This window comes from Flavobacterium jejuense, from assembly GCF_006491595.2.
GTDB lineage: Bacteria > Bacteroidota > Bacteroidia > Flavobacteriales > Flavobacteriaceae > Flavobacterium > Flavobacterium jejuense.
In genome coordinates this window covers 200,136-222,438 of record NZ_VEVQ02000001.1, presented here as the reverse complement: position 1 = coordinate 222,438, position 22,303 = coordinate 200,136, and the positions used below count along the sequence as shown (strand labels likewise).

At 28.9% G+C, this 22,303-nt stretch carries 22 protein-coding genes; 11 read left to right on the top strand and 11 right to left on the bottom strand.

Annotation, left to right across the window (positions count from 1 at the left end):
- The first annotated feature begins 6 nt into the window (after window positions 1-6).
- The 3 genes from FIA58_RS01015 to FIA58_RS01005 are packed head-to-tail and all read left to right on the top strand — an operon-like array spanning window position 7 to window position 2,010.
- The gene (locus tag FIA58_RS01015; protein WP_140959115.1) at window positions 7-1,317 is read left to right on the top strand and encodes an ABC1 kinase family protein; all 1,311 of its coding nucleotides are present in this window, start codon (window positions 7-9) and stop codon (window positions 1,315-1,317) included.
- Between the two features lie 2 nt (window positions 1,318-1,319).
- Complete coding sequence (locus tag FIA58_RS01010; protein WP_140959113.1) at window positions 1,320-1,754, top strand: hypothetical protein; 435 nt, start codon at window positions 1,320-1,322, stop codon at window positions 1,752-1,754.
- Window positions 1,732-2,010, top strand: coding sequence for a TIGR03643 family protein (locus FIA58_RS01005; RefSeq protein WP_140959111.1), 279 nt, complete (start codon window positions 1,732-1,734; stop codon window positions 2,008-2,010). The genes FIA58_RS01010 and FIA58_RS01005 overlap by 23 nt, the downstream gene beginning before the upstream one ends.
- 1 nt (window position 2,011) lies before the next feature.
- Here FIA58_RS01005 and FIA58_RS01000 read toward each other — a convergent pair whose 3' ends face one another.
- Both FIA58_RS01000 and FIA58_RS00995 read right to left on the bottom strand, forming a co-directional pair.
- The gene (locus FIA58_RS01000; protein WP_140959109.1) at window positions 2,012-2,584 is read right to left on the bottom strand and encodes a dual specificity protein phosphatase family protein; all 573 of its coding nucleotides are present in this window, start codon (window positions 2,582-2,584) and stop codon (window positions 2,012-2,014) included.
- Between the two features lie 5 nt (window positions 2,585-2,589).
- Complete coding sequence (locus FIA58_RS00995) at window positions 2,590-4,530, bottom strand: LTA synthase family protein (protein WP_140959107.1); 1,941 nt, start codon at window positions 4,528-4,530, stop codon at window positions 2,590-2,592.
- A gap of 366 nt (window positions 4,531-4,896) precedes the next feature.
- Between FIA58_RS00995 and FIA58_RS00990 the strand changes: the two genes are divergently transcribed.
- From FIA58_RS00990 to FIA58_RS00965, 6 genes are all read left to right on the top strand, one after another.
- A complete protein-coding gene (locus tag FIA58_RS00990) occupies window positions 4,897-6,669 on the top strand; it encodes an AMP-dependent synthetase/ligase (RefSeq protein ID WP_140959105.1) in 1,773 nt (590 codons plus the stop codon).
- A gap of 132 nt (window positions 6,670-6,801) precedes the next feature.
- Entirely contained in the window at window positions 6,802-7,260 is a 459-nt protein-coding gene (locus FIA58_RS00985; protein WP_140959103.1) for a MarR family winged helix-turn-helix transcriptional regulator, read from the top strand.
- Between the two features lie 8 nt (window positions 7,261-7,268).
- On the top strand, window positions 7,269-9,659 hold the full coding sequence (locus tag FIA58_RS00980) for a 3-hydroxyacyl-CoA dehydrogenase/enoyl-CoA hydratase family protein (RefSeq protein WP_140959101.1): 2,391 nt from the start codon (window positions 7,269-7,271) through the stop codon (window positions 9,657-9,659).
- 4 nt (window positions 9,660-9,663) lie between these two features.
- On the top strand, window positions 9,664-10,851 hold the full coding sequence (locus FIA58_RS00975; protein ID WP_140959099.1) for an acetyl-CoA C-acyltransferase: 1,188 nt from the start codon (window positions 9,664-9,666) through the stop codon (window positions 10,849-10,851).
- A gap of 39 nt (window positions 10,852-10,890) precedes the next feature.
- A complete protein-coding gene (locus FIA58_RS00970) occupies window positions 10,891-11,241 on the top strand; it encodes a four helix bundle protein (protein WP_140959097.1) in 351 nt (116 codons plus the stop codon).
- A gap of 45 nt (window positions 11,242-11,286) precedes the next feature.
- Window positions 11,287-13,077 (top strand): acyl-CoA dehydrogenase family protein, encoded by a 1,791-nt coding sequence (locus FIA58_RS00965; protein ID WP_140959095.1) that lies wholly within the window; start codon window positions 11,287-11,289, stop codon window positions 13,075-13,077.
- A gap of 387 nt (window positions 13,078-13,464) precedes the next feature.
- Here the strand turns inward: FIA58_RS00965 and FIA58_RS00960 are convergent, their stop codons facing one another.
- Window positions 13,465-14,691: a cation:proton antiporter gene (locus tag FIA58_RS00960; protein WP_140959093.1), complete on the bottom strand. Its 1,227-nt coding sequence runs from the start codon at window positions 14,689-14,691 to the stop codon at window positions 13,465-13,467.
- Between the two features lie 90 nt (window positions 14,692-14,781).
- Here FIA58_RS00960 and FIA58_RS00955 point away from each other — a divergent pair, with 90 nt between their 5' ends.
- Window positions 14,782-15,975: an LETM1-related biofilm-associated protein gene (locus tag FIA58_RS00955; RefSeq protein WP_140959091.1), complete on the top strand. Its 1,194-nt coding sequence runs from the start codon at window positions 14,782-14,784 to the stop codon at window positions 15,973-15,975.
- A gap of 75 nt (window positions 15,976-16,050) precedes the next feature.
- Here the strand turns inward: FIA58_RS00955 and can are convergent, their stop codons facing one another.
- The 4 genes from can to FIA58_RS00935 all read right to left on the bottom strand — a co-directional run bounded on the left by can (window position 16,051) and on the right by FIA58_RS00935 (window position 19,155).
- Window positions 16,051-16,686: a carbonate dehydratase gene (can, locus tag FIA58_RS00950; RefSeq protein WP_140959089.1), complete on the bottom strand. Its 636-nt coding sequence runs from the start codon at window positions 16,684-16,686 to the stop codon at window positions 16,051-16,053.
- Between the two features lie 21 nt (window positions 16,687-16,707).
- A complete protein-coding gene (locus FIA58_RS00945) occupies window positions 16,708-18,285 on the bottom strand; it encodes a SulP family inorganic anion transporter (RefSeq protein ID WP_140959087.1) in 1,578 nt (525 codons plus the stop codon).
- A gap of 45 nt (window positions 18,286-18,330) precedes the next feature.
- Window positions 18,331-18,579 (bottom strand): hypothetical protein, encoded by a 249-nt coding sequence (locus FIA58_RS00940; RefSeq protein WP_140959085.1) that lies wholly within the window; start codon window positions 18,577-18,579, stop codon window positions 18,331-18,333.
- 102 nt (window positions 18,580-18,681) lie between these two features.
- On the bottom strand, window positions 18,682-19,155 hold the full coding sequence (locus FIA58_RS00935; protein ID WP_140959083.1) for a Dps family protein: 474 nt from the start codon (window positions 19,153-19,155) through the stop codon (window positions 18,682-18,684).
- 107 nt (window positions 19,156-19,262) lie between these two features.
- Here FIA58_RS00935 and FIA58_RS00930 point away from each other — a divergent pair, with 107 nt between their 5' ends.
- Window positions 19,263-20,204 (top strand): LysR substrate-binding domain-containing protein, encoded by a 942-nt coding sequence (locus FIA58_RS00930; protein WP_140959081.1) that lies wholly within the window; start codon window positions 19,263-19,265, stop codon window positions 20,202-20,204.
- Between the two features lie 28 nt (window positions 20,205-20,232).
- Here FIA58_RS00930 and FIA58_RS00925 read toward each other — a convergent pair whose 3' ends face one another.
- The 4 genes from FIA58_RS00925 to FIA58_RS00910 form a co-directional block, all read right to left on the bottom strand.
- Entirely contained in the window at window positions 20,233-20,427 is a 195-nt protein-coding gene (locus FIA58_RS00925) for a hypothetical protein (RefSeq protein WP_140959079.1), read from the bottom strand.
- A gap of 153 nt (window positions 20,428-20,580) precedes the next feature.
- Window positions 20,581-21,252 (bottom strand): tRNA (5-methylaminomethyl-2-thiouridine)(34)-methyltransferase MnmD, encoded by a 672-nt coding sequence (mnmD, locus tag FIA58_RS00920; RefSeq protein WP_140959077.1) that lies wholly within the window; start codon window positions 21,250-21,252, stop codon window positions 20,581-20,583.
- Window positions 21,253-21,308: 56 nt separating this feature from the next.
- On the bottom strand, window positions 21,309-21,737 hold the full coding sequence (locus FIA58_RS00915) for a hypothetical protein (protein WP_140959075.1): 429 nt from the start codon (window positions 21,735-21,737) through the stop codon (window positions 21,309-21,311).
- Complete coding sequence (locus FIA58_RS00910; RefSeq protein ID WP_140959073.1) at window positions 21,737-22,240, bottom strand: DUF4920 domain-containing protein; 504 nt, start codon at window positions 22,238-22,240, stop codon at window positions 21,737-21,739. Before FIA58_RS00910 ends, FIA58_RS00915 begins: the two co-directional genes overlap by 1 nt.
- Window positions 22,241-22,303 lie beyond the last annotated feature (63 nt).

The window sequence follows — 22,303 nt, the reverse complement described above, 5'->3', positions numbered from 1 at the left end:
ACACATATGAAATCACTTGATAGTATTCCTACATCAAAAATTCAACGCGCTTCAAAATTAATTCAAACGGGTGCAAAAGTAGGTGTAAATTATTTAAAATATTATGGTGACAAGCTTACCAAAACAGAAGAAGAAGCAAAAGAGAGTTTAAATCTCTCCAATGCTGAAGACATTTACGATGGTTTAAAACAAATGAAAGGTAGCGCTTTAAAAGTGGCTCAAATGCTTAGCATGGAGAAAAGCATTTTACCTAGAGCTTATGTTGAAAAATTTTCGTTATCGCAATTTTCAGTTCCACCACTTTCTGCTCCTTTAGTCTTAAAAACATTTAAAAAATATTTTGGAAAAAGTCCAAATGAGATATTTGATACATTTAATCTAGAATCTATTAATGCAGCTAGTATTGGTCAAGTCCATCAAGCAGAATTAAATGGTAAAAAATTAGCAGTTAAAATTCAATATCCTGGAGTTGCTGATAGTATTTCTTCAGATTTAGCTTTGGTTAAACCAATAGCCATTAAAATGTTTAACATAAAAGGAAAAGATTCCGATAAATATTTTAAAGAAGTCGAACATAAATTAATTGAAGAAACGGATTATTTAAATGAAGTAAAACAAAGCAAAGCAATCGTAGCAGCTTGTAAACATTTACCTCATTTAGTTTTTCCAAATTATTATGAAGAATGGTCTTCTGAAAGAATCATCACCATGGATTGGATGATTGGAAAACATTTATCTGAATTCACAGCAGTAAATACAAATCAGGAATTGGCAAACACAATCGGACAAGCTTTATGGGATTTTTATATGTACCAAATGCATGTCATTAAAAAAGTACATGCAGATCCACACCCAGGTAATTTTTTAGTTTCTGAAGAAGGCAATTTAATTGTTCTAGATTTTGGTTGTATGAAAGAAGTTCCAAATGACTTTTATGTACCTTATTTTGATTTAGCCAAAAAACAAAATATTGATAACCCAGTATTCTTTGAACAAAAACTATATGAATTAGAAATCCTTAAACCAGAAGATACAGCTACTGAAAAAGTGTTTTTCTCTAATTTATTTCACGAGATGTTAAGTTTGTTTACCCAACCCTTTCACAAAGAAACATTTGATTTTTCAGACGAAACTTTCTTTGGCAAAATAGCTGAATTAGGAGAGCGTTATTCTAAAAGTACAGAAATTAGAAATATGAATGGTAACAGAGGTTCTAAACACTTTATTTACATCAACAGAACCTTCTTCGGATTATATAATTTAATGCACGATATTAAAGCAAAAAACATAAAAATAAATAATTTCATTAATTATTAATCATGTTATTTAATACAACTTATGTAGACAATGAAGTTACCCGAAAGATTAATAGTCTTTTGGGCAAACCCTACTCTTTTATTAAAGCCATTCAAATGAACGGAACAGGTTCACATAGAATGATGATACAGGAGGTAAGTCCGCATTTTAGAAATGTGTTAAATACTAATTCTGATATTAATTATGCCAATATAGAATTGAGACCAAAAGGAATCATTTTCCATATTAATAAAGGGTTGCAAAATTATTCTTGGATTATTCCTTACTACAAATTAATAGTATTTCAATCAGAAACGCTATCTATTCATGCAAATGGAATGTTTATTAAATTGAGAAGAAATCAATATATTCAAAAGAATAATAAATTCATAGCTAAAGTATTAGCCTTAAAAGAAGAATTTCTAAATAGCAATTATGGACCACAATTTAACAGTTGAACAAATAAATAGAGTAATAGAAATGGCATGGGAAGATAGAACACCTTTTGAAGCCATTTTATTTCAATTTGGTCTTTCAGAAATGAATACGAAAGCTTTGATGCGAAAAGAATTAAAACGCTCTAGTTATAAATTATGGAGAAAAAGAGTTGCAAATCGGAAAACGAAACACGAAAAATTACGTTCTTTTTCAGAAGGAAGATTTAAGTGTAAATTACAAAGACAGATTACCAATAATAAAATTTCGAAAAGATAGCTTACTTTAAACTATCTTTTCTGCTTTTATAATTAAAGAGATAATCACCTTTTGGTTTACCCAAATCAAAGGAACTCCATTTTGTTAAAAAACGGGTATTCTGTCTAGCCTCGTTTGGATCCATTCCTTCATATTCGATTCTATATAAAGCCGAATACATTTCTGCTCTTCCTACACCATGATAACAATGAATCAAAACAGGATAATTATCAGGATTGTCCATAATCTCAAAAAACATCTTTAAATTATGTTCTTTTGGGACTTGATCGGAACCGTTATTAAAATAGTTTATACCATCCAATTTAGCAATAGCCTCTTTCTCTGCCGTTAATTCAGCAGGAATTTCAGGGTTATTTACATCGTCTCCAGTACCTGGAAAACGTAAATCAACTACACTTTTAATATTATGTTCTTTTATATATTTAGGTAATTCATCAGGAGGAATAACACCACTCTTGTATACTTTTCCTTCAGTAATCGTTTCAAAATTATGATTAAGGTTCATATCATAATAGTATTTACCTCCAAAAATGGCTCCTATTACTATTACAAGAATTAAAATTTTCTTTTTCATTTTCTTTATTTAACTGTTGAAAGGTTTTTATCTAAAATTCTATCAAAATAATCTTGAATAAACCCTTTACACTGAAGTTCAAGGTCATTCATTTTTTGATTTCTATTGGCTATTAAATTATTTGACAATGTTACATCTTTTACATCATAAAAGCCAATGGCATTAACACCATCAAACAAGCAAATATAACCTTCTTTCATGAAATAGTAGATGTTAGAATTATAATTAATCAAATAAGGTTCTATATCATTTTGTTTGGTTACTAAACTTCTTCCCCAACTCCTAAAAGGTTTATTATACCCAATCATGTCCATAACTGTAGGATAGATATCAATATGTTGAGCAATTTCATTGTTCTCACCTATTAAATTACTATTTGGTTTATAAATTAGAATAGGAACAGCATTTCTATTCATAATATTATCATAGAAATGTTCCTTATAACTTACCTGATTACAATGATCCGCTGTTATTATAAAAATAGTATTAGAGAACCAGGGCTCTTTCTTAGCTGCCTCAAAAAACTTCTTAAACGCAAAATCCGTATAACCTACACATTGATGCATTTGAACATTTCCTTTTGGAAACTTACCATCATATTTTTCAGGAATAACATAAGGTTCATGAGAAGTAACTGTAAAAACAGTACTAAAAAACGGTTGCTTTTTTTTACTTATTGTAGCATTCATAAATTGTAGAAATGGTTCATCCCAAATTCCCCATGAACCATCAAAATCAGCATCATTACCATATTCTGTCTTACCATAATAATGATCGAAACCTAATATATTACTATATCCTAAAAAGCCCATTGAACCATTTGGTGCACCATGAAAAAAAGAAGTATCGTAACCTTCACTATTTAAACAAGAAACCATAGATTCAATCTTTTGTTGTGCATAAGGAGAAGAAGTAAAAGCATCTTTAAAAGAAGGTATTCCTGAAATAATAGAAGACATTCCATGAATCGATTTATAACCATTTGAATAAGCATTAGTATAAATCATACTATGTTGTGCCAAAGAGTCTAAAAAAGGAGTATAACTTACATAGTCTTTTATACCTGCATTTTTATTAAATGCTCCAATATACTCTCTACCCATACTCTCTGTTATAACTAAAACAATATTAGGTTTAGAAGGATCATTTGAATTATAAAATTTAATAGGCTTAAAATTTTCCTCAATCACTTCTTTAGAAACATTGAAATTTTGTTTTTTAAAAGAATTTACTCGAATTGTTCTTAAAAAAGTAAACGGAGAATTTAAAACTAAATCAGCTTGTTTGATTTTTTTTACATGTCTATTGGCATCAACTAAATTAATAGGCCTAGTACTTTTTTTAAAGTCTCCCCTTATTCCTCCAACACTTAAAGTTGCAATTATCAAAACTCCTATTACTGATTTTATTATATATTTAAACCTAGAATCTTCTCTCAAGTTATGTTTAATTTTTACTTTTTTGTATAAAAATATCCATAGAGCAGCAACTATAACATAGATTACAAACACGTGCCAATAAGTCAATAAAAAACGAAAAAACATATCTCCTTTTGATTCTTCATGCTTAACAATATCCCAAGCAGCTAATGTTAATCTCGAAAAATTATATTTATAATATATAAAGTCTATATAATTTAATGCGTAAAAAATCAAATTACTTATGAAATACAACCAAAATAGTAAATTTTGATAAAATGGTTTCGTATTTATAAAAAATGGTAAAATTGATAATAAAATAAAAAGTCCGTTTATATATAAGATTGCAGTTGTATCAAATGCTAATCCATGATAGGTAATTTTTAGAAACTCAAAAATAGAACTTACTTCAACTATATCTGAATTATAAAAATAGAATAGTATTCTTGCTACAAAATAAAAAAAATAAACTAACAAAATTCTATACAATAAAACTTTATACTCTTCTAACCTAAAAAATGATTTCATCAATAACTCTTTAATAAAAATTTATTGCAAAAATAACAATAATATGGCGGAAGATAAACTTTTAACATTGTATTTGATTTTTTTAATAAATTTAGATTTGTGAATTCTAACCTATTTTTATATTTAGAAAAAAAATAGGTGTAAGACAGAGCAAATTTTTAAAAAAATTGCAAAAAAAAGTTATAAATAGATTAAAAAGAGTTTTCTTTAAGGCACTTAATAACAAAAATCAAAATCAAAACAATATATTATGCATGCATAATATATTAACTTTCAAATAATTAATTAAAAGATTTAACATATTCACAAATAATTGGTTAATTAATAATAATTTTATAATTTGCATACTATAAAAAAAGTAAATATATGTCTACAATTACTCGGCTTTTTGATTTCGCATATTATCAATTAGAAAAATATAATTTATCTGATGCTTTAGTTACTAAATATGATAATGAATGGATTAAGACTTCTACTAAAGAATATTTAGAGAAAGCCAATACCGTATCTAGAGCTTTAATTAGGTTAGGGGTTCAAAAAAACGATAAAATAGCTCTTATATCTTCAAATAATAGAACAGAATGGAATATTTGTGATATAGGTATTTTACAAACAGGTGCTCAGAATGTTCCTATTTATCCTACTATTACTGAAGAAGATTATGAGTATATTTTAAACCATTCAGGTTCCTCTTATTGTTTTGTTTCTGATCAAGAAGTTTTTGATAAACTAAATTCAATTAGAAAAAACGTTCCAACTTTAAAAGAAGTATATTCTTTTAATGATGTCAAAGGGTGTAAAAGTTGGAAAGAAATATTAGAATTAGGTACAGATGAATCCAATCAAGATGTTGTTGAAGATAGAAAAAACAATGTTTTAACTACAGATTTAGCAACTATAATCTATACATCTGGAACAACTGGTAGACCAAAAGGAGTTATGTTGTCTCATGAAAACATAGTAACAGACGTATTAATGAGTTCTCCGAGAGTTCCTCTTAGAGATGGAGACTCTATTGCTTTAAGTTTTTTACCAATTTGTCATATTTTTGAAAGAATGCTTTTGTATTTATACCAATATCATGGTATTTCAGTCTATTTTGCTGAAAGTATTGAAAAAATGAGTGATAACTTAAAAGAAGTTAAACCTCATGTCATGACAGTAGTACCAAGACTACTTGAAAAAGTATATGATAAAATATATGCTAAAGGAACAGATTTAACAGGAATAAAAAAGAAATTATTTTTCTGGGCATTAGATCTAGGAATGGATTACAAACCATACGGAGAAAACGGGTTTTGGTATGAACTCAAATTAAAAATGGCAAGAAAACTAATTTTTTCAAAATGGCAAGAAGGTTTAGGTGGTCAATTAGAATTATTAGTTTGTGGAAGTGCCGCTCTTCAAACAAGACTTACTAAAGTTTTTTGTGCTGCCAATATCCCCGTAATGGAAGGTTACGGCTTAACAGAAACTTCACCCGTAATTTCTGTTAATGTAATGAAAGGTTCTGGTTTTAGAATAGGTAGTGTTGGGAAAGTTCTTGAAGGCATAGATGTAAAGATTGCTGAAGATGGAGAAATTCTTTGTAAAGGGCCAAATGTCATGTTAGGCTATTATAAAGATGAAGAAAAAACTAAAGAAGTTTTAGAAAATGGTTATTTCCATACTGGAGATATTGGAGAAATAGATGCAGATGGCTTCTTAAAGATTACAGATCGAAAAAAAGAAATGTTTAAAACCTCTGGTGGAAAATATGTAGCTCCACAGATTTTAGAAAACACTTTTAAGCAATCTAGATTTATAGAACAAATAATGGTTATAGGTGATGGAGAAAAAATGCCTGCAGCTTTTATACAACCTAATTTTGATTTTATTAAAGATTGGGCAAATCGTAAAAATATTTCAATTGGAACAACAAATGAAGAAATCGTAGCTAATCAAAGTGTAATTGATAGAATTCAAGAAGAAGTTGATCATGCGAATGAAAAATTTGGAAACTGGGAAAAAGTAAAACGTTTTGAACTAACACCTGATATTTGGTCAATTGAAGGAGGTCACTTAACACCTACAATGAAATTAAAAAGAAAGATTATTATTGGGAATTATAGAAATTTATATACAAAAATTTATGGATAATATTAAGAAGCCTACTTAAATGTGGGCTTTTTTTATGCATCCACTATTTTACTCAAAAATAAAAAATAAAAAAAACACAAAATACTATGCATGCATAGTATTTTTTATTACCTTTGAAATTATATTCATTTTATGAAAGATAAAACAATAGATTATGTACTAAGGGCAACTTGGCAAGCTGTTGCTAGAATGTATAATGAAGAAGCTTCAAAATATGGAGCAACCATGGCTACAGGGTTTACATTGCTTAGTATTGAAAAAGATAAAGGTACTCCTTCTACCATGCTAGGCCCTAAGATGGGAATGGAAGCTACAAGCCTTACTAGAACATTAAAATCTATGGAAGAAAAAGGCTTAATAAGTCGAAAAAAAAATCCTTCTGATGGTAGAGGTGTTATTATTCAATTAACTAATGAAGGACAAGAAAAAAGAGAATTGTCCAAGAAAACTGTATTAAAATTTAATGAAACTATAAAAGAACATGTTTCTGAAGAGAAACTAATACACTTTATGGAAGTTGCTGAAATTATTAATGAGTTAATTGCTGATAAAAAAATTTACACAGAAAACGAATTTGAAAACAAATTATAACCAGGTATATGAAACGTAATATTAAAAAAGTTGCTGTTATTGGTTCTGGAATTATGGGAAGCGGAATTGCTTGTCATTTTGCTAACATTGGTGTGGAAGTTTTACTTCTAGACATTGTTCCAAGAGAATTAACAGATGCAGAACAAAAAAAAGGATTGACTTTAGAAAGTAAAGCAGTAAGAAATCGTTTAGTTAATGAACATTTAACCAATGCTTTAAAATCGAAGCCCTCACCTATTTATCATCCAAGTTTTGCCAATAGAATTACTACTGGTAATACAACGGATGATATGGATAAAATCGCAACTGCTGATTGGATTATAGAAGTAGTTGTAGAAAGACTAGATATTAAAAAATTAGTTTTTGAACAAGTTGAAAAATTCAGAAAACCAGGTACTTTAATTACTTCTAATACTTCTGGTATTCCAATTCATTTTATGAGTGAAGATAGAAGCGAAGATTTCCAGAAACATTTCTGCGGAACGCACTTCTTCAACCCTGCTCGTTATTTGAAATTATTTGAAATCATTCCTGGACCAAAAACATCACAAGAAGTATTGGATTTCTTAAATGGTTATGGAGAAAAGTTCTTAGGAAAAACTTCAGTTGTAGCTAAAGATACTCCTGCTTTTATTGGAAACAGAATTGGAATTTTTGGAATCCAAAGTTTATTTCATCAAGTAAAAGAAATGGGATTAACAGTTGAAGAAGTGGACAAATTAACTGGACCTGTAATTGGTAGACCCAAATCGGCTACTTTCAGAACTGTTGATGTGGTTGGTTTAGACACATTAGTTCACGTAGCCAACGGAATTTATGAAAATTGTCCAAATGACGAGTCTCATGAATTATTCAAATTACCTGCATTTGTGAACACGATGATGGAAAACAAATGGTTAGGTAGCAAAACAGGTCAAGGTTTTTACAAAAAAGAAGGGAAAGAAATTCTAACATTAGATTTAGATACTTTAGAATATAGAGCTGGTAAAAAAGCTTCTTTTGCTACATTAGAATTAACAAAACCAATTGATAAACCAATTGATAGATTCAAAGTTTTAGTAAAAGGAAAAGACAAAGCGGGTGAGTTTTATAGAAAAAACTTTTCTTCTATGTTCCAATACTGTTCAAACAGAATTCCTGAAATCACAGAAGATTTCTATAAAATCGATGATGCCATGAAAGCTGGTTTCGGTTGGGAAAATGGTCCATTCGAAATTTGGGATGCTATAGGTGTTGAAAAAGGAATCGAATTAATGAAAGCAGAAGGTTATGCACCAGCAACTTGGGTTACTGAAATGCTAACTTCTGGAATATCTTCTTTTTATTCTATAAAAGAGGGAGCAACTTACTACTACTCGATCACAAACAAAAAAGTAGAAAAAATTCCTGGTCAAGATGCCTTCATCCTCTTAAATAATATTCGTGAAAGTAAAAAAGTTTGGAACAACAGCGATTCTATCATTACAGATTTAGGCGACGGAATTATAAATTTAGAATTTACTTCAAAAATGAATTCTATCGGAGCTGGAGTTTTACAAGGGATTAACAAAGCAATTGATATTGCTGAAAAAGAATATAATGGATTAGTAATCGGAAATCAAGGAACAAATTTCTCTGTAGGAGCTAATTTAGGAATGATTTTCATGATGGCTGTTGAGCAAGAATATGATGAATTAAACATGGCTATCAAAATGTTTCAAGACACGATGATGCGTTGTCGTTATTCTGCAATTCCAGTTATTGCTGCTCCTCATGGAATGACACTTGGTGGTGGTTGTGAACTTACAATGCACGCTGACAGAGCTGTAGCTGCTGCTGAAACTTATATTGGTTTAGTAGAATTTGGAGTTGGTGTAATTCCTGGTGGTGGTGGTTCTAAAGAAATGGCTTTAAGAGCTTCTGACCTTTTCCGTAAAAATGATGTGGAATTAAACGTTTTACAAGAATACTTCTTAACAGTAGGTATGGCAAAAGTGGCAACTTCTGCTTACGAAGCATTTGATTTAGGTGTATTACAAAAAGGAAGAGATTTAGTAGTTGTAAATAAAGACCGTCAAATTGCAACAGCTAAGCAAGTAGCGTTACAAATGGCTGAATTAGGTTACACCCAAGCTCCAAAAAGAAAAGATGTTAGAGTTCTTGGTAAACAAGCTTTAGGTATGTTCTTAGTTGGAACAGATAGTATGGAAGCTGGTAAATATATTTCGGAACACGATAAGAAAATTGCAAATAAATTAGCTTATGTAATGGCTGGTGGCGATTTATCTGAACCAACAATGGTAACGGAACAATACTTATTAGACTTAGAAAGAGAAGCCTTTTTATCACTAACAGGTGAGAGAAAATCTTTAGAGAGAATCCAACACATGTTAACTAAAGGAAAACCATTAAGAAATTAATATTATGAAAACAGCATATATAGTAAAAGCATATAGAACGGCAGTTGGTAAAGCACCAAAAGGCGTTTTTCGTTTCAAAAGACCAGATGAATTGGCTGCTGAAACAATTGAATACATGATGAAAGAATTACCAAATTTTGATAAAACTCGCATTGACGATGTTATGGTTGGTAATGCAATGCCTGAAGCAGAACAAGGACTTAATGTAGCGCGTTTAATTTCATTAATGGGATTAAAAGTAGAAGATGTTCCTGGAGTTACAGTAAACAGATATTGTGCTTCTGGAATCGAAACTATCGGAATGGCTACAGCTAAAATTCAATCCGGAATGGCAGATTGTATCATCGCTGGTGGTGCAGAAAGTATGAGTTATATTCCAATGGGTGGTTACAAACCAACTCCAGATTATAAAGTATCTAAAGAAGGGCATGAAGATTACTACTGGGGAATGGGATTAACGGCTGAAGCTGTTGCAAAACAATTCAATGTTTCTCGTGAAGATCAAGATGAGTTTGCTTATCATTCTCATATGAAAGCTTTAAAAGCACAAGCGGAAGGTAGATTTGATGACCAAATTGTTCCTATCACAGTAGAAGAAACTTTCGTAAACGAAAACGGTAAAAAAGAAACGCGTTCTTACATAGTAAATAAAGATGAAGGACCAAGAGCTGGTACTTCTGTAGCAGCTTTAGCAAATTTACGACCTGTATTTGCTGCTGATGGTAGTGTAACTGCTGGTAACTCTTCACAAATGAGTGATGGTGCTGCATTTGTTTTAGTAATGAGCGAAGAAATGGTAAAAGAATTAAATCTTGAACCAATCGCAAGATTAGTAAACTTTGCTTCTGCAGGAGTTGAACCAAGAATCATGGGTATTGGACCAGTGAAAGCTATTCCAAAAGCCTTAAAACAAGCTGGCTTAAAACAGGCAGACATAGATTTAATTGAACTTAACGAAGCTTTCGCATCACAATCATTAGCTGTTGTTCGTGAATTAGGATTAAATCCAGATATCGTAAATGTAAATGGTGGAGCTATTGCTTTAGGACATCCTCTAGGTTGTACAGGAGCTAAATTATCAGTTCAATTGTTTGACGAAATGCGCAAGCGTGGGAATGCAAAATACGGAATGGTAACCATGTGTGTCGGAACCGGACAAGGAACAGCAGGAATTTATGAGTTTTTAAAGTAGAAGTTAGAAGAAACAGGCAAGAAGAGAGATAAAAGACTAATGAAGCATAACTTTAAGAATCTTAAAATTTGGACTTTAGCAATGGAAATTGCTTCCAATATTCATAATTTATGTTTAGATTTTCCTAAAAATGAAGTTTATGGTTTAGTTAGTCAAATGAATAGAGTAGCTGTTTCGATGCCTTCAAATATTGCAGAAGGTTCAAATAGAGAAAATACTCATTTTAAACATTATTTGAATATTAGCTTAGGTTCTTCTTTTGAATTACAAACACAATTATTAATTGCATTACAAAATAAATATATAACAATAGAAAAAACGATTGAAATAGAAAATAAGATTATTGAATTCCAAAAAATGACAACTGGTTTTATCAGTAAATTGGGCTAATCTTTTTTCTTGCTTCTTTCTTCTTTTCTCTAAAAAAAAATAAAAATGGCAGATATCATTAGAGGAGGACAATTCCTTGTAAAAGAAACAAAATGCGAAGACATCTTCACTCCAGAAGATTTCTCAGAGGAACAAATTATGATGCGTGATTCGGTTATCGAATTCGTAGATAAAGAATTGTGGCCGAACAAAGAACGCTTTGAAAAGAAAGATTATGCATTAACAGAAGAAGTAATGCGTAAAGCTGGAGAACTAGGATATTTAGGTATCTCGGTTCCTGAAGCTTATGGTGGAATGGGAATGGGGTTTGTAAATACAATGTTAGTTTGTGATTATATCTCAGGTGCTACTGGTTCGTTCTCAACAGCTTTTGGTGCTCACACAGGAATTGGAACAATGCCAATTACACTTTACGGTACTGAAGAACAAAAACAAAAATATGTATCAAAATTAGCAACAGGTGAATGGTTTGGTGCTTACTGTTTAACAGAACCAGGTGCAGGATCTGATGCAAACTCAGGAAAAACGAAAGCAGTTCTTTCTGAAGATGGAAAATACTATAGCATTACTGGTGGAAAAATGTGGATTTCAAACGCAGGTTTTTGTCAAGTATTCATTGTTTTTGCTCGTATTGAAGATGATAAAAACATTACAGGTTTCATCGTAGAGAATGACCCTGCTAACGGAATTTCTTTAGGTGATGAAGAACACAAATTAGGGATTCGCTCCTCTTCTACTCGTCAAGTTTTCTTTAACGAAACTAAAGTGCCTGTTGAAAACATGTTAGCTGGTCGTGGAGAAGGATTCAAAATTGCTATGAATGCATTGAATGTTGGTCGTATTAAATTGGCTGCAGCTTGTTTAGAAGCACAAAGAAGAACTATTACAGGTGCTGTTGTTTATGCTAATGAAAGACAACAATTTAAAACACCTATTTCTAGCTTTGGAGCTATACAATCTAAATTAGCTGAAATGGCTACCAATGCTTATGCAGGTGAAAGTGCTTCTTATAGAGCAGCACACAATATTGAAACAAGAATTCACATTAGAACAGAAGAAGGAAATTCGCACCAAGAAGCAGAATTAAAAGGTGTAGAAGAATTTGCTATTGAATGTTCTATCTTAAAAGTAGCCGTTTCTGAAGACGTACAATCTTGTACTGATGAAGGAATTCAAATTTTTGGAGGTATGGGATTCTCTGAAGATGCACCAATGGAAAGTGCTTGGAGAGATGCTCGTATTGCTCGTATCTATGAAGGAACTAATGAAATCAACAGAATGCTATCTGTAGGAATGTTAGTTAAGAAAGCAATGAAAGGTCATGTAGACTTATTAGGTCCTGCAATGGCTGTAGGAGAAGAATTAATGGGAATTCCTTCATTTGATGTTCCAGATTATTCTGAATTATTTGCAGAAGAAAAAGAATTAATTGGAAAATTGAAAAAAGTATTCTTAATGGTCGCTGGTTCTGCGGTTCAAAAATTCGGACCTCAATTAGAAGATCACCAACAGTTATTAATGGCTGCTTCTGATATTCTAATCGAAATCTATATGGCTGAAAGTACTATTCTTAGAACTGAAAAATTAGCTAAAAAAGAAGGTGCTGATAAAGTACAAGAACAAATTGCAATGGCTCAATTATATTTATATCACGCAGTTGATATTGTGAACCAAAAAGGAAAAGAAGGTATTATTTCTTTCTCTGAAGGTGATGAACAAAGAGCTATGTTAATGGGACTAAAAAGATTTACAAAATATACCAATATGCCAAATGTTATTGGTTTAAGAGAAAAAATTGCAGCAAAAATAATTAGCGAAAATAAATATTGCTTCTAAAAAACTGTGATTTTTTGGTTTAGTTTGTTTAAAAATCCACTTATATAAGTGGATTTTTTATTTATTTATTTTTTTTTGATGTAAGATAAAATTTGGAAATGAAGAGTAATAGATGTAAAAAAGTTTTGCTAAAAACAAGAAAATGATTAAACTTTTCGTGTAAATCTAAGATTACAAAAATAAGAATTAAGTTAATTCCTAAAAAGCAACAAAGACACCCAAGATTAAATGATAATTGCTAATGTATCTTAAGTATTACTTATCTTCCTCAATAATGAAAATGAATTATTAACCCAAAACCAATCTCTATATTTTGTATTTACTTACAACATTAGATAGATATTGTTTAAAACATAAAGCATTTCTTTTAATCAATAACTTATCTTATTAAATAGGAACATCTATATCAATGGTAAGGTTCTCCTCTCCCTTTTTCCCAACACTTTTTTTATCTTCTTGTTTATTAAAAATCAAACCAAACATCATTATTAAAGCTGTTAAAACAATAACTTGAATAATTAATGCTTTATTAACTAAAGGAATTTTGCTTTCCGTAGGAATACTTAAAAATAATAAAATTGTTATTAATCCTCTTGGAGCAATATACAACAAAGGCATTAGCTTTAATTTAAATACTTTTAACTGTAACGCCCTAACTGAATAAATTAAAACAACAATTCCTATTGCTAACTCAAAAGTATGAGGATTTAAAATATCTTCTGTTTTCATTAAGAAACCAAATAACAAGAAAAATAATGACCGTACTAGGAAAGCAGCTTCAATAATCAATTCTTTAAATTTTTTAACCTCTTTATCTAAAGACCTTGGTTTTAAAAATTGAATCACTTTAAAACGTTCTAGCTCATCAAAATTGCCAATAAATAATCCAAATAACATAATAAATATTAAAGCTGGTAAATGATAGATTTCTGAAATTGCAAATATTAAGATAATAAGAAGTATAATTGGTGCAAACTTAATGTGGTGATCTATTCTACTTAATAGAAAAGCTAAAAATGCTGAAGCAATAAAAGAGATTAATAACATTAATAAAATTTGCAAACCAAAATTTCCTAAAGTATCTAGATTAATGACCGAATTTAAAGCAATAAAATTAAAAAATAACACTCCTAATATATCAGATAAACTACTTTCATATATAGCAAATTCTTTATTAAAAGCATTTAAATGTCCAACACTAGATATTGCAATCGCACTACTGATAATACACAATGGAACCGCATTGATCAAACCATCTTTGTAACTAGAATCTAAAAAATAGTAAAAAAAATGTCCTATTACAAAAGCTGTTATAAATAAAGGAATTACAGCTGTAACAATTGTTTTACCGACAAATGGTAATTTTTTTCGATTTAATTCTAACTCAAGTGAACCTTCCAAAACAATTAAAACTAATCCAAGGGTTCCAAAAAAGGGCAACAACGAATTTAAATCCGGAATAACAATGTGTAAAACATCAGTAATTTGCTTTACAACCCAACCCAAAAGTAATAACAAAATTACTGAAGGTATTTTTGTTTTTGATGAACTTATGGTAAATGCATAAGCTAATAATAGTAATACACAAATAGTTATAATTATGGCAAAATTCATACAAGAATATTTTTTAGCAAGATATAAATACTTTATAAATTTAACATTATGGAAATAAGAATTTTTTAACTTTGTTGCAATATTTTTAAAATGATAAACCCTTCAATTAACGGTTGGATAGATAAATTTTTTCAAGAAAATCAGACTAATTTTAATAATTATTTTGATTATGAAACTTTTTACAAAGATCTCAGAAAATCTGGTTTTATTTATGGTCATCCCATAAGCATTAATTTAAAAAAAACTATTGATCTTTCTGGTTTATCTCTTGATGAAATTACTAAGATTTCCTTTTTAAATAATTTATATACTGTTTTTTGTATAAAAACAAAAAACAAGAATATTTCTGATTTTTTAGAGAGTATTAATTCTTTTTACAAATCCATTCAAAAAGAAAATTATACCTTCTTAACAAAACTTCTACCTTCTTCTTCAGATAGTGTACAACTAGAAAGTATTATAAATGATCGTATACAAACCAATCAAAATATAGTTACTAAAAGTTTTTCTCATATTGTTATTAATGCCATGCTTTTTTTAGATGTTTTGGGCTATGATAATTTTATCAATAATTCTGATTTTTCGGAGAAATATTTAAAGGAATTTGAATCCAATTGCATGAAAGTCGTTTCATTAGCTTTCAAAATAAAAAACAATAAATCTAAGTATGACGAATTATTAATTAAACTTTTTGAAAATTCACTTCGCTACTCAAAATTTCAAAATATAGACACATTAACCATTGATGAAATTAATTTTAAACAATTTGAATCAAAAATAGAAAAATTATATATTTTAGATTTAGTAGAGATGGCTATGTGGAATGATAAAAAATTAGAATTAAACGAATATAAATTTCTACAGTCAATTGGCTCAAAATTAAATTTAGAAAACAATTATTTAGAAAGCAGCATCATAACTATTGAAGATTTTATTACTACTCACAAGGGTGAAATTTCTTATTTTAATTACTCTAATCCAGTAAAACACTTTTACGATCAAACAAATAAAACCGTTTCAAAATTAATTACTAGAAACAAAAAAAGATTAATTAAAGAAATATCAGAAAGTAAAGAATTAATGATTTTGTTAGCACAATCTACCTCTAGAGAATTAGATAAAGACGAAAAAAAGAAAGTAAAAAAACAGTTACTTGACATTTGTAAAACTATACCGTCCTTAACTATTTTTTTACTTCCTGGAGGAGGAATTTTATTGCCTATTCTAGTAAAATATATTCCTCAATTATTACCTTCTGCTTTTAATGAAAATCTAGAAGAATAAGTTACAAAAAACAAATTGAAAATTTGAATTCTTTAACTATTCTGAAACATCTAACTAGCTTCTTCTTTCTCTATTTTAAAATTTTAATTTAAATACATCATCTAAATCTTGATTACTACTAAAATTTACTCCTAAATCTGTTACATATCCAGAATTTAGTCCATAAACCCATCCATGAATACTTAACTTTTGTCCACTTCTCCAAGCAGATTGAACTATAGATGTTTTTGCTAAATCAATAACTTGCTCTTTAACATTTAGCTCAACAAATTTATTAAAACGAGATTTCTCATCTTCTATTGCATCTAATTCTTTATGATGAAATCGATATACATCTTTAATATGCCTAATCCAGTTATCAATAATTCCTATCGAATCATTGCCCATTGCCGCTTTTACACCACCACAACCATAATGTCCACAAACAATTACATGTTGGACTTTTAAAGCATTTACTGCATAATCTAGTACACTTAACATATTCATATCACTATGTACAACCATATTGGCAATATTTCGATGTACAAAAACTTCTCCTGGCTCAGCTCCTATTATTTCATTTGCAGGCACACGACTATCAGAACAACCAATCCATAACAAAGGTGGTTGTTGACCCTCTGCTAAGTTATTAAAGAAATCTGGGTTTATTTTTAGTTTTTCTTCTACCCATTTTTTATTGTTTTCAATTATTTTTTTATAAAATTCTGCCATGATTAATTGATTTATAAATAATTATCTAGATTGTTTTTTTAGTTTAAAAAATTCAATAAAACTCGAAGGATTATCGACTATCCCTCTTTCTGATTTTAAATGTACAAAAATGTTTTTATTCTTGGCTTGTATTGCAAAATCTTCTAATATCTCAACAATATCATAATCCAAATAAGTAGTTTTTCTAATATCTAATTCCAAACGAGAATTTTCTGGTAAACTGAATAATTCCTTTTGAATCGATGCTTTATTTAAAAAAGTTATTTCCTCTGCAAAAGTCATTTCTATAACTTTATTATCACCAGATTCTTTTTTATGTAAAAATAAAGAGTTTTGATAACTTTTGACTAAAATTACAATTACACCAATAGCTAAACCTGTGAAAATTCCAATTAATAAATTGGTAAACACAATAACAACAACAGTTGCTATGAATGGTACAAATTGAGTCCAACCTAAATAAAACATCTTCTTAAATAAGGATGGTTTTGCCAATTTAAAACCTACGATTATTAATACAGCTGCTAAAACCGATTTAGGAATATGATTCAATAACATTGGAATTGCTAAAACCGAAATCAGCAATAATATACCATGTAAAATAGCTGATAATTTTGTTTTCGCATTAGATTGAACATTTGCAGAACTCCTTACAATAACTTGTGTTATAGGCAAACCACCTATTAAACCAGAAAAAATATTCCCTAATCCTTGAGCAAATAATTCTCTATTAGGAGGAGTTATGTTCTTCTCTGGATCTAGTTTATCAGTAGCTTCTACACTTAATAAAGTTTCTAAACTAGCAACCAAGGCTAATGTAAAAGCAATTATAAGAACATCCATTGTAAAAATTTCACTAAAATCTGGGAAACGTAAAAGTGAAGCAACCTCAGATATTTTTTCAGGAACAGGAATTTGAACTAAGTGCTTCCCTTCAATTATAAAATTTTCAGTTTTACTAAAAATAACTTGCAAAATAGTTCCCACAAATACTGCAACTAAAGAACCTTGAATAAGTTTAAAAAAAGAATGCTTTTTTGATAAAATATTATCCCAATACAAGATTAGTATTAATCCAAAAACACCTATAATTAAAGAACCTAAAGTTATATTATCAATTACATGTGCAATGGCGGAAAAAGTATTCTCTCCAGATTTTTCAAAAAAACTATCTGCACCTTCTGCTTCTAAATCATATCCGAAAAAATGTGGAATCTGTTTTAAAATAATAATGATACCAATACCTGTTAACATTCCTTTAATAACACTATTAGGGAAATAATATCCTATAACTCCCATTCTCAAAACACCAAAAAGAATTTGAATTACTCCAGCTAAAACAACTGCTGATAAAAACAACTCAAAACTACCTAAAGAACTTATTGCACTGGCAACTATAGCAGCTAAACCAGCTGCTGGACCACTAACTCCAATTTTTGATTTACTTAAACCTCCAACAAAGATACCTCCAATTATACCAGCAATCAATCCAGATAAAGGAGGGGCGTCACTGGCTAAAGCAATTCCTAAACAAAGTGGTAATGCAACAAAAAACACAACAATACTCGCAGGAATATCGTTTTTTAAATATTTAAACATAGAAAAAATTAATTTAAAAAATAGTACTTAAAATAAACTGATTTTTTAAATTAAATCTGGAGGTGGAATAAATATTGAAGCTTTATAATTACAAATAATTAAATCATCATGTAAATCAAAAATTTTTGCTTCTCTAAATACAAAAGAAAATATAAAATAAGAAATTGTTTCTGATATTAATTGTATTTCATGAAAAGCTATATCATTTTCATTTTCTTCCTCTTCAGAAAAATTATAAAAAGAAGAAACATCTACATCCTTGTCAAGAAAACTAATTATAGTTGGTGTTGACAAAAATGTAATGAAAAATAATAAAACTATTTTACACAAAAATTTCATAAAACAAATATAAAATGAATTTATCTATGATTGCTTAAAAAAAAAATAATTTTTAATTTATTCTTCCATCCATGCGTGCATCATCCAAATCGTTTTCTCTTGCTCTTTTATAAAATCACTCATCATAGCATTTGTTCCTTCATCATTATTTTCTGAAGTCTCATTTAAAATTACTCTTTCAATTTTTAATAATTCAGTTAGTGAATCTATTATTAATTGAATTGCTTCGGTATCTTTTGAAATATTTTTACCAATTTTTAAACTATTATTTTCAAGGTATTCTGTAAAAGTATGGATTGGAATACCTCCTAAAGTGAGTACTCTTTCAGCTATTAAATCTATCTTTAATTGGCTATCATTATATAATTCTTCAAATTTCACATGTAAATCAAAAAAACGCTTTCCTCTAATATTCCAATGCAGACCTCTTAAATTTTGATAATATGTTTGAAAATTAGATAATAGTATATTTAATTTTTTAATACTTTTTTCTGATTCTTTTTTTGAAAGCCCTAACGCATTGATTTCCATAATTATAATTTTAATTGTTTATTATCAACAAATTTATTTCAAAAAAAATCAAATTTATCATAAATCAAATTGATAGTTTTTATATTTTTATCGAAAATATTTATACAATGACAATTACACAATTATATTATGTTTTAGCTGTTGCTGAACATAAAAATTTTACACTAGCAGCTGAAAAGTGTTTTGTAACACAACCTACATTAAGCATGCAAATTCAAAAATTAGAAGATGAATTAGACATTTTAATTTTTGATAGAAGTAAAAAACCAATTTTATTAACAGAAATAGGTCAAAAAATTGTTAATCAAGCCAAAAATATAGTAAATGAAGCTGGTAGAATAAAAGATATTGTTGACCAACAAAAAGGGTATGTAGGAGGAGAATTCAAAGTAGGAATTATTCCAACTATAATGCCTACTCTGTTACCTATGTTTCTCAATAACTTTATATCTAGATATCCAAAAGTAAATCTTATCATAGAAGAAAGCACAACAGAAGACATTATTAAAAAGCTAAAAAATGGGCATCTAGATTGTGCTATTGCTGCTACACCATTAGAGGAAGAAAACATTAAAGAAATTGTTTTATACTATGAACCTTTTGTAGCTTATATTCCTGATAATCATAAAAGTTTTGACAAAAAAGAAATTGAGATTAGCGATTTAGATTTAGACAATATTCTTTTACTTCAAGACGGTCATTGTTTTAGAAATGGAATACTGAACCTTTGTAAAAACAATGCTTATTTAAATGAAAATCATTTTCAAATTGAAAGTGGTAGTTTCGAAACATTAATCAAATTAGCAGATGAAGGATTAGGTACTACTTTATTACCTTACTTACACAGTCTAGATTTAAATGACAAGAACAAAGTAAAACTTAGACAATTTAAGAACCCTAAACCTTCAAGAGAAGTTAGTTTAATTTATCCAAAAAATGAATTAAAAATACATATCATTAATGCCCTTAGAGATACTATTACCGCTGTTGTAAGAGGTGCTATTGCTTTTCATGATGTAGAAATAATAAGTCCGATAGCTAAAAAATAAAAAAAGGAGCAGTTATGCTCCTTTTATTTTAGTTTATGTAAATTAAGCATTGCCTTAATTCTGGTTTTTCTTTAGTAAATTGTAATAACCAATCTCTTAATTGGTCAATTTCATAAGGCAATAATATTTTTATTGCTTTTTCTAACTCTTTACAAAATAGTTTTGGATCAAAACTTACTCTTTCAAGTATAGATTTTGAATAGGAATACATAGATCTAGTCATTCTAATTCAATTAATATTTGTTAGACTTTGGGATAAGAACTTATTGTAAATATACCTTTTTTTTCAACATTAGAACGTTTGGAAATGTGAAAATATTGCTAATATTATGCTAAATTTTAAAACAAATAATACAAAATACTGAATATCAGTAATTTAAAAATCAATAGGTTTTTTTGCACGCAACATTTCTCGTTTCCCTGGAGCTCCAGGTAATTTTTCAATTGTAAAACCAACTGCTAGCATGGCATTCTTTATAACAGTTCTACAAGCATAGGTTACTAATATTCCTCCTGGATTTAATGCATTAAACATTTTTTGAAATATTTTTTCTGTCCATAACTCAGGCTGAACCCGAAATCCAAAAGCGTCAAAATAAATTAATTCAAATGTATTTTCATCTGTTATAGTATCAAAAAACTGCTTCCTTTTATTTATTGCAAAATAATCTGATATCGTATATATTTCTTCCCATTCTGTTTGATGCATTTTCAAAAACAAATCCTTTTCTTCTATAACTCCTAACTGTTCAGGATAATTCAATAATTCAATTTCTTCTAACGGAACTGGATAAGCTTCTACTCCAATATAATTTATTTTTTGTTTCCTTTTTTTTGCTTCTATTAAAGTGATAAAAGCATTTAAACCCGTACCAAAACCAATTTCTAATATTGATACTTCTTTGTCTTGAATCAAATCTAAACCATTTTTAATAAAAACATGTTTGGCTTCTTGAATTGCTCCAAATTTGGAGTGATAACTCTCGTTCCATTCTGGTAAGAAAATGCTAGAAGAACCATCATTTGTAGTAATAATTTCTCTTTTCATAGTAGAATTACTTTAACCAAAAAGAGTTTAAGAAAATCCTAAACTCTTTATTCTATTTATTTAATATATAGTTTCTTTATTCTTGGAATTGGACCTAAACATTTTTGCTGATGACATTGAATACAAGCATCAATTGCTAGATTAAAATGATCCTTAACATTTTCATCGTTTTCATAAATTAGTTGTTGTGCTTCGATGAAAATTCTAGCTTGTTGATTAAAGAAAGAATCTCTATCCTTTTTATCAGTTAGCTCTGCTTCATAAATAGTTGAAAAGTATTCAGGAAATTCTCCAATTGATTCTCCTTTTTCAATGCTTTCCTTTATTTTTTTGTTTTCAGCATACATTTGCTCCATTAATCCTGCCATTTGAGAAAATTCATACATGTCAAATGCTTCCTTTTCATTTGGCATATCATTATTTTCATTTTTTTGGTTACAACCAATGTAAAATGTAATAACAACTAGTAAAAGATATTTTTTCATTATTTCGCAATTAAAACACCATCAGCTAGAAAAGAATAAGTCACTTTAGGTTCTATAATACTATCAATTGCTTCTTGCGATTTTCCTGCATCTTTAGCATAATGCTGTAAATCTTCTATACTTTCTACACTTACAAAAGCTTTTCCGTTTACAATAACTTCTTTTTCTTCGGCATTTTTAGGTACAAAAAAAGCATAGTCTTTGAATTTTACAAAAGTTTCTTTCTCATTTGTTAAGTCTAAAGTCATCCAACAGCCTTTTTTCTTACATACATTATTAATAGAAGATTTAAATTTAACGTTTAAAGTGTCTCCTTCTTTTAAAGATTCAAATTTTTGCATCATCTCTGCTGAAGACAAAGCTCCATCTGAAGCAATTGAATCACCAAAAGAGGCATAAGGGCTTTCATTTTGAGTCTCTTCAACTGTAATTTCTGCTTGTTTTTTATCTTGACAACTTGCTAATAATGCAGTAAATGCAGCAACAAAAAATATTTTTTTCATCATAATTATGTTTTATTTATTACAAAAATAATTTAATTGTTTAAAAATAAAATTTTTTTGCTG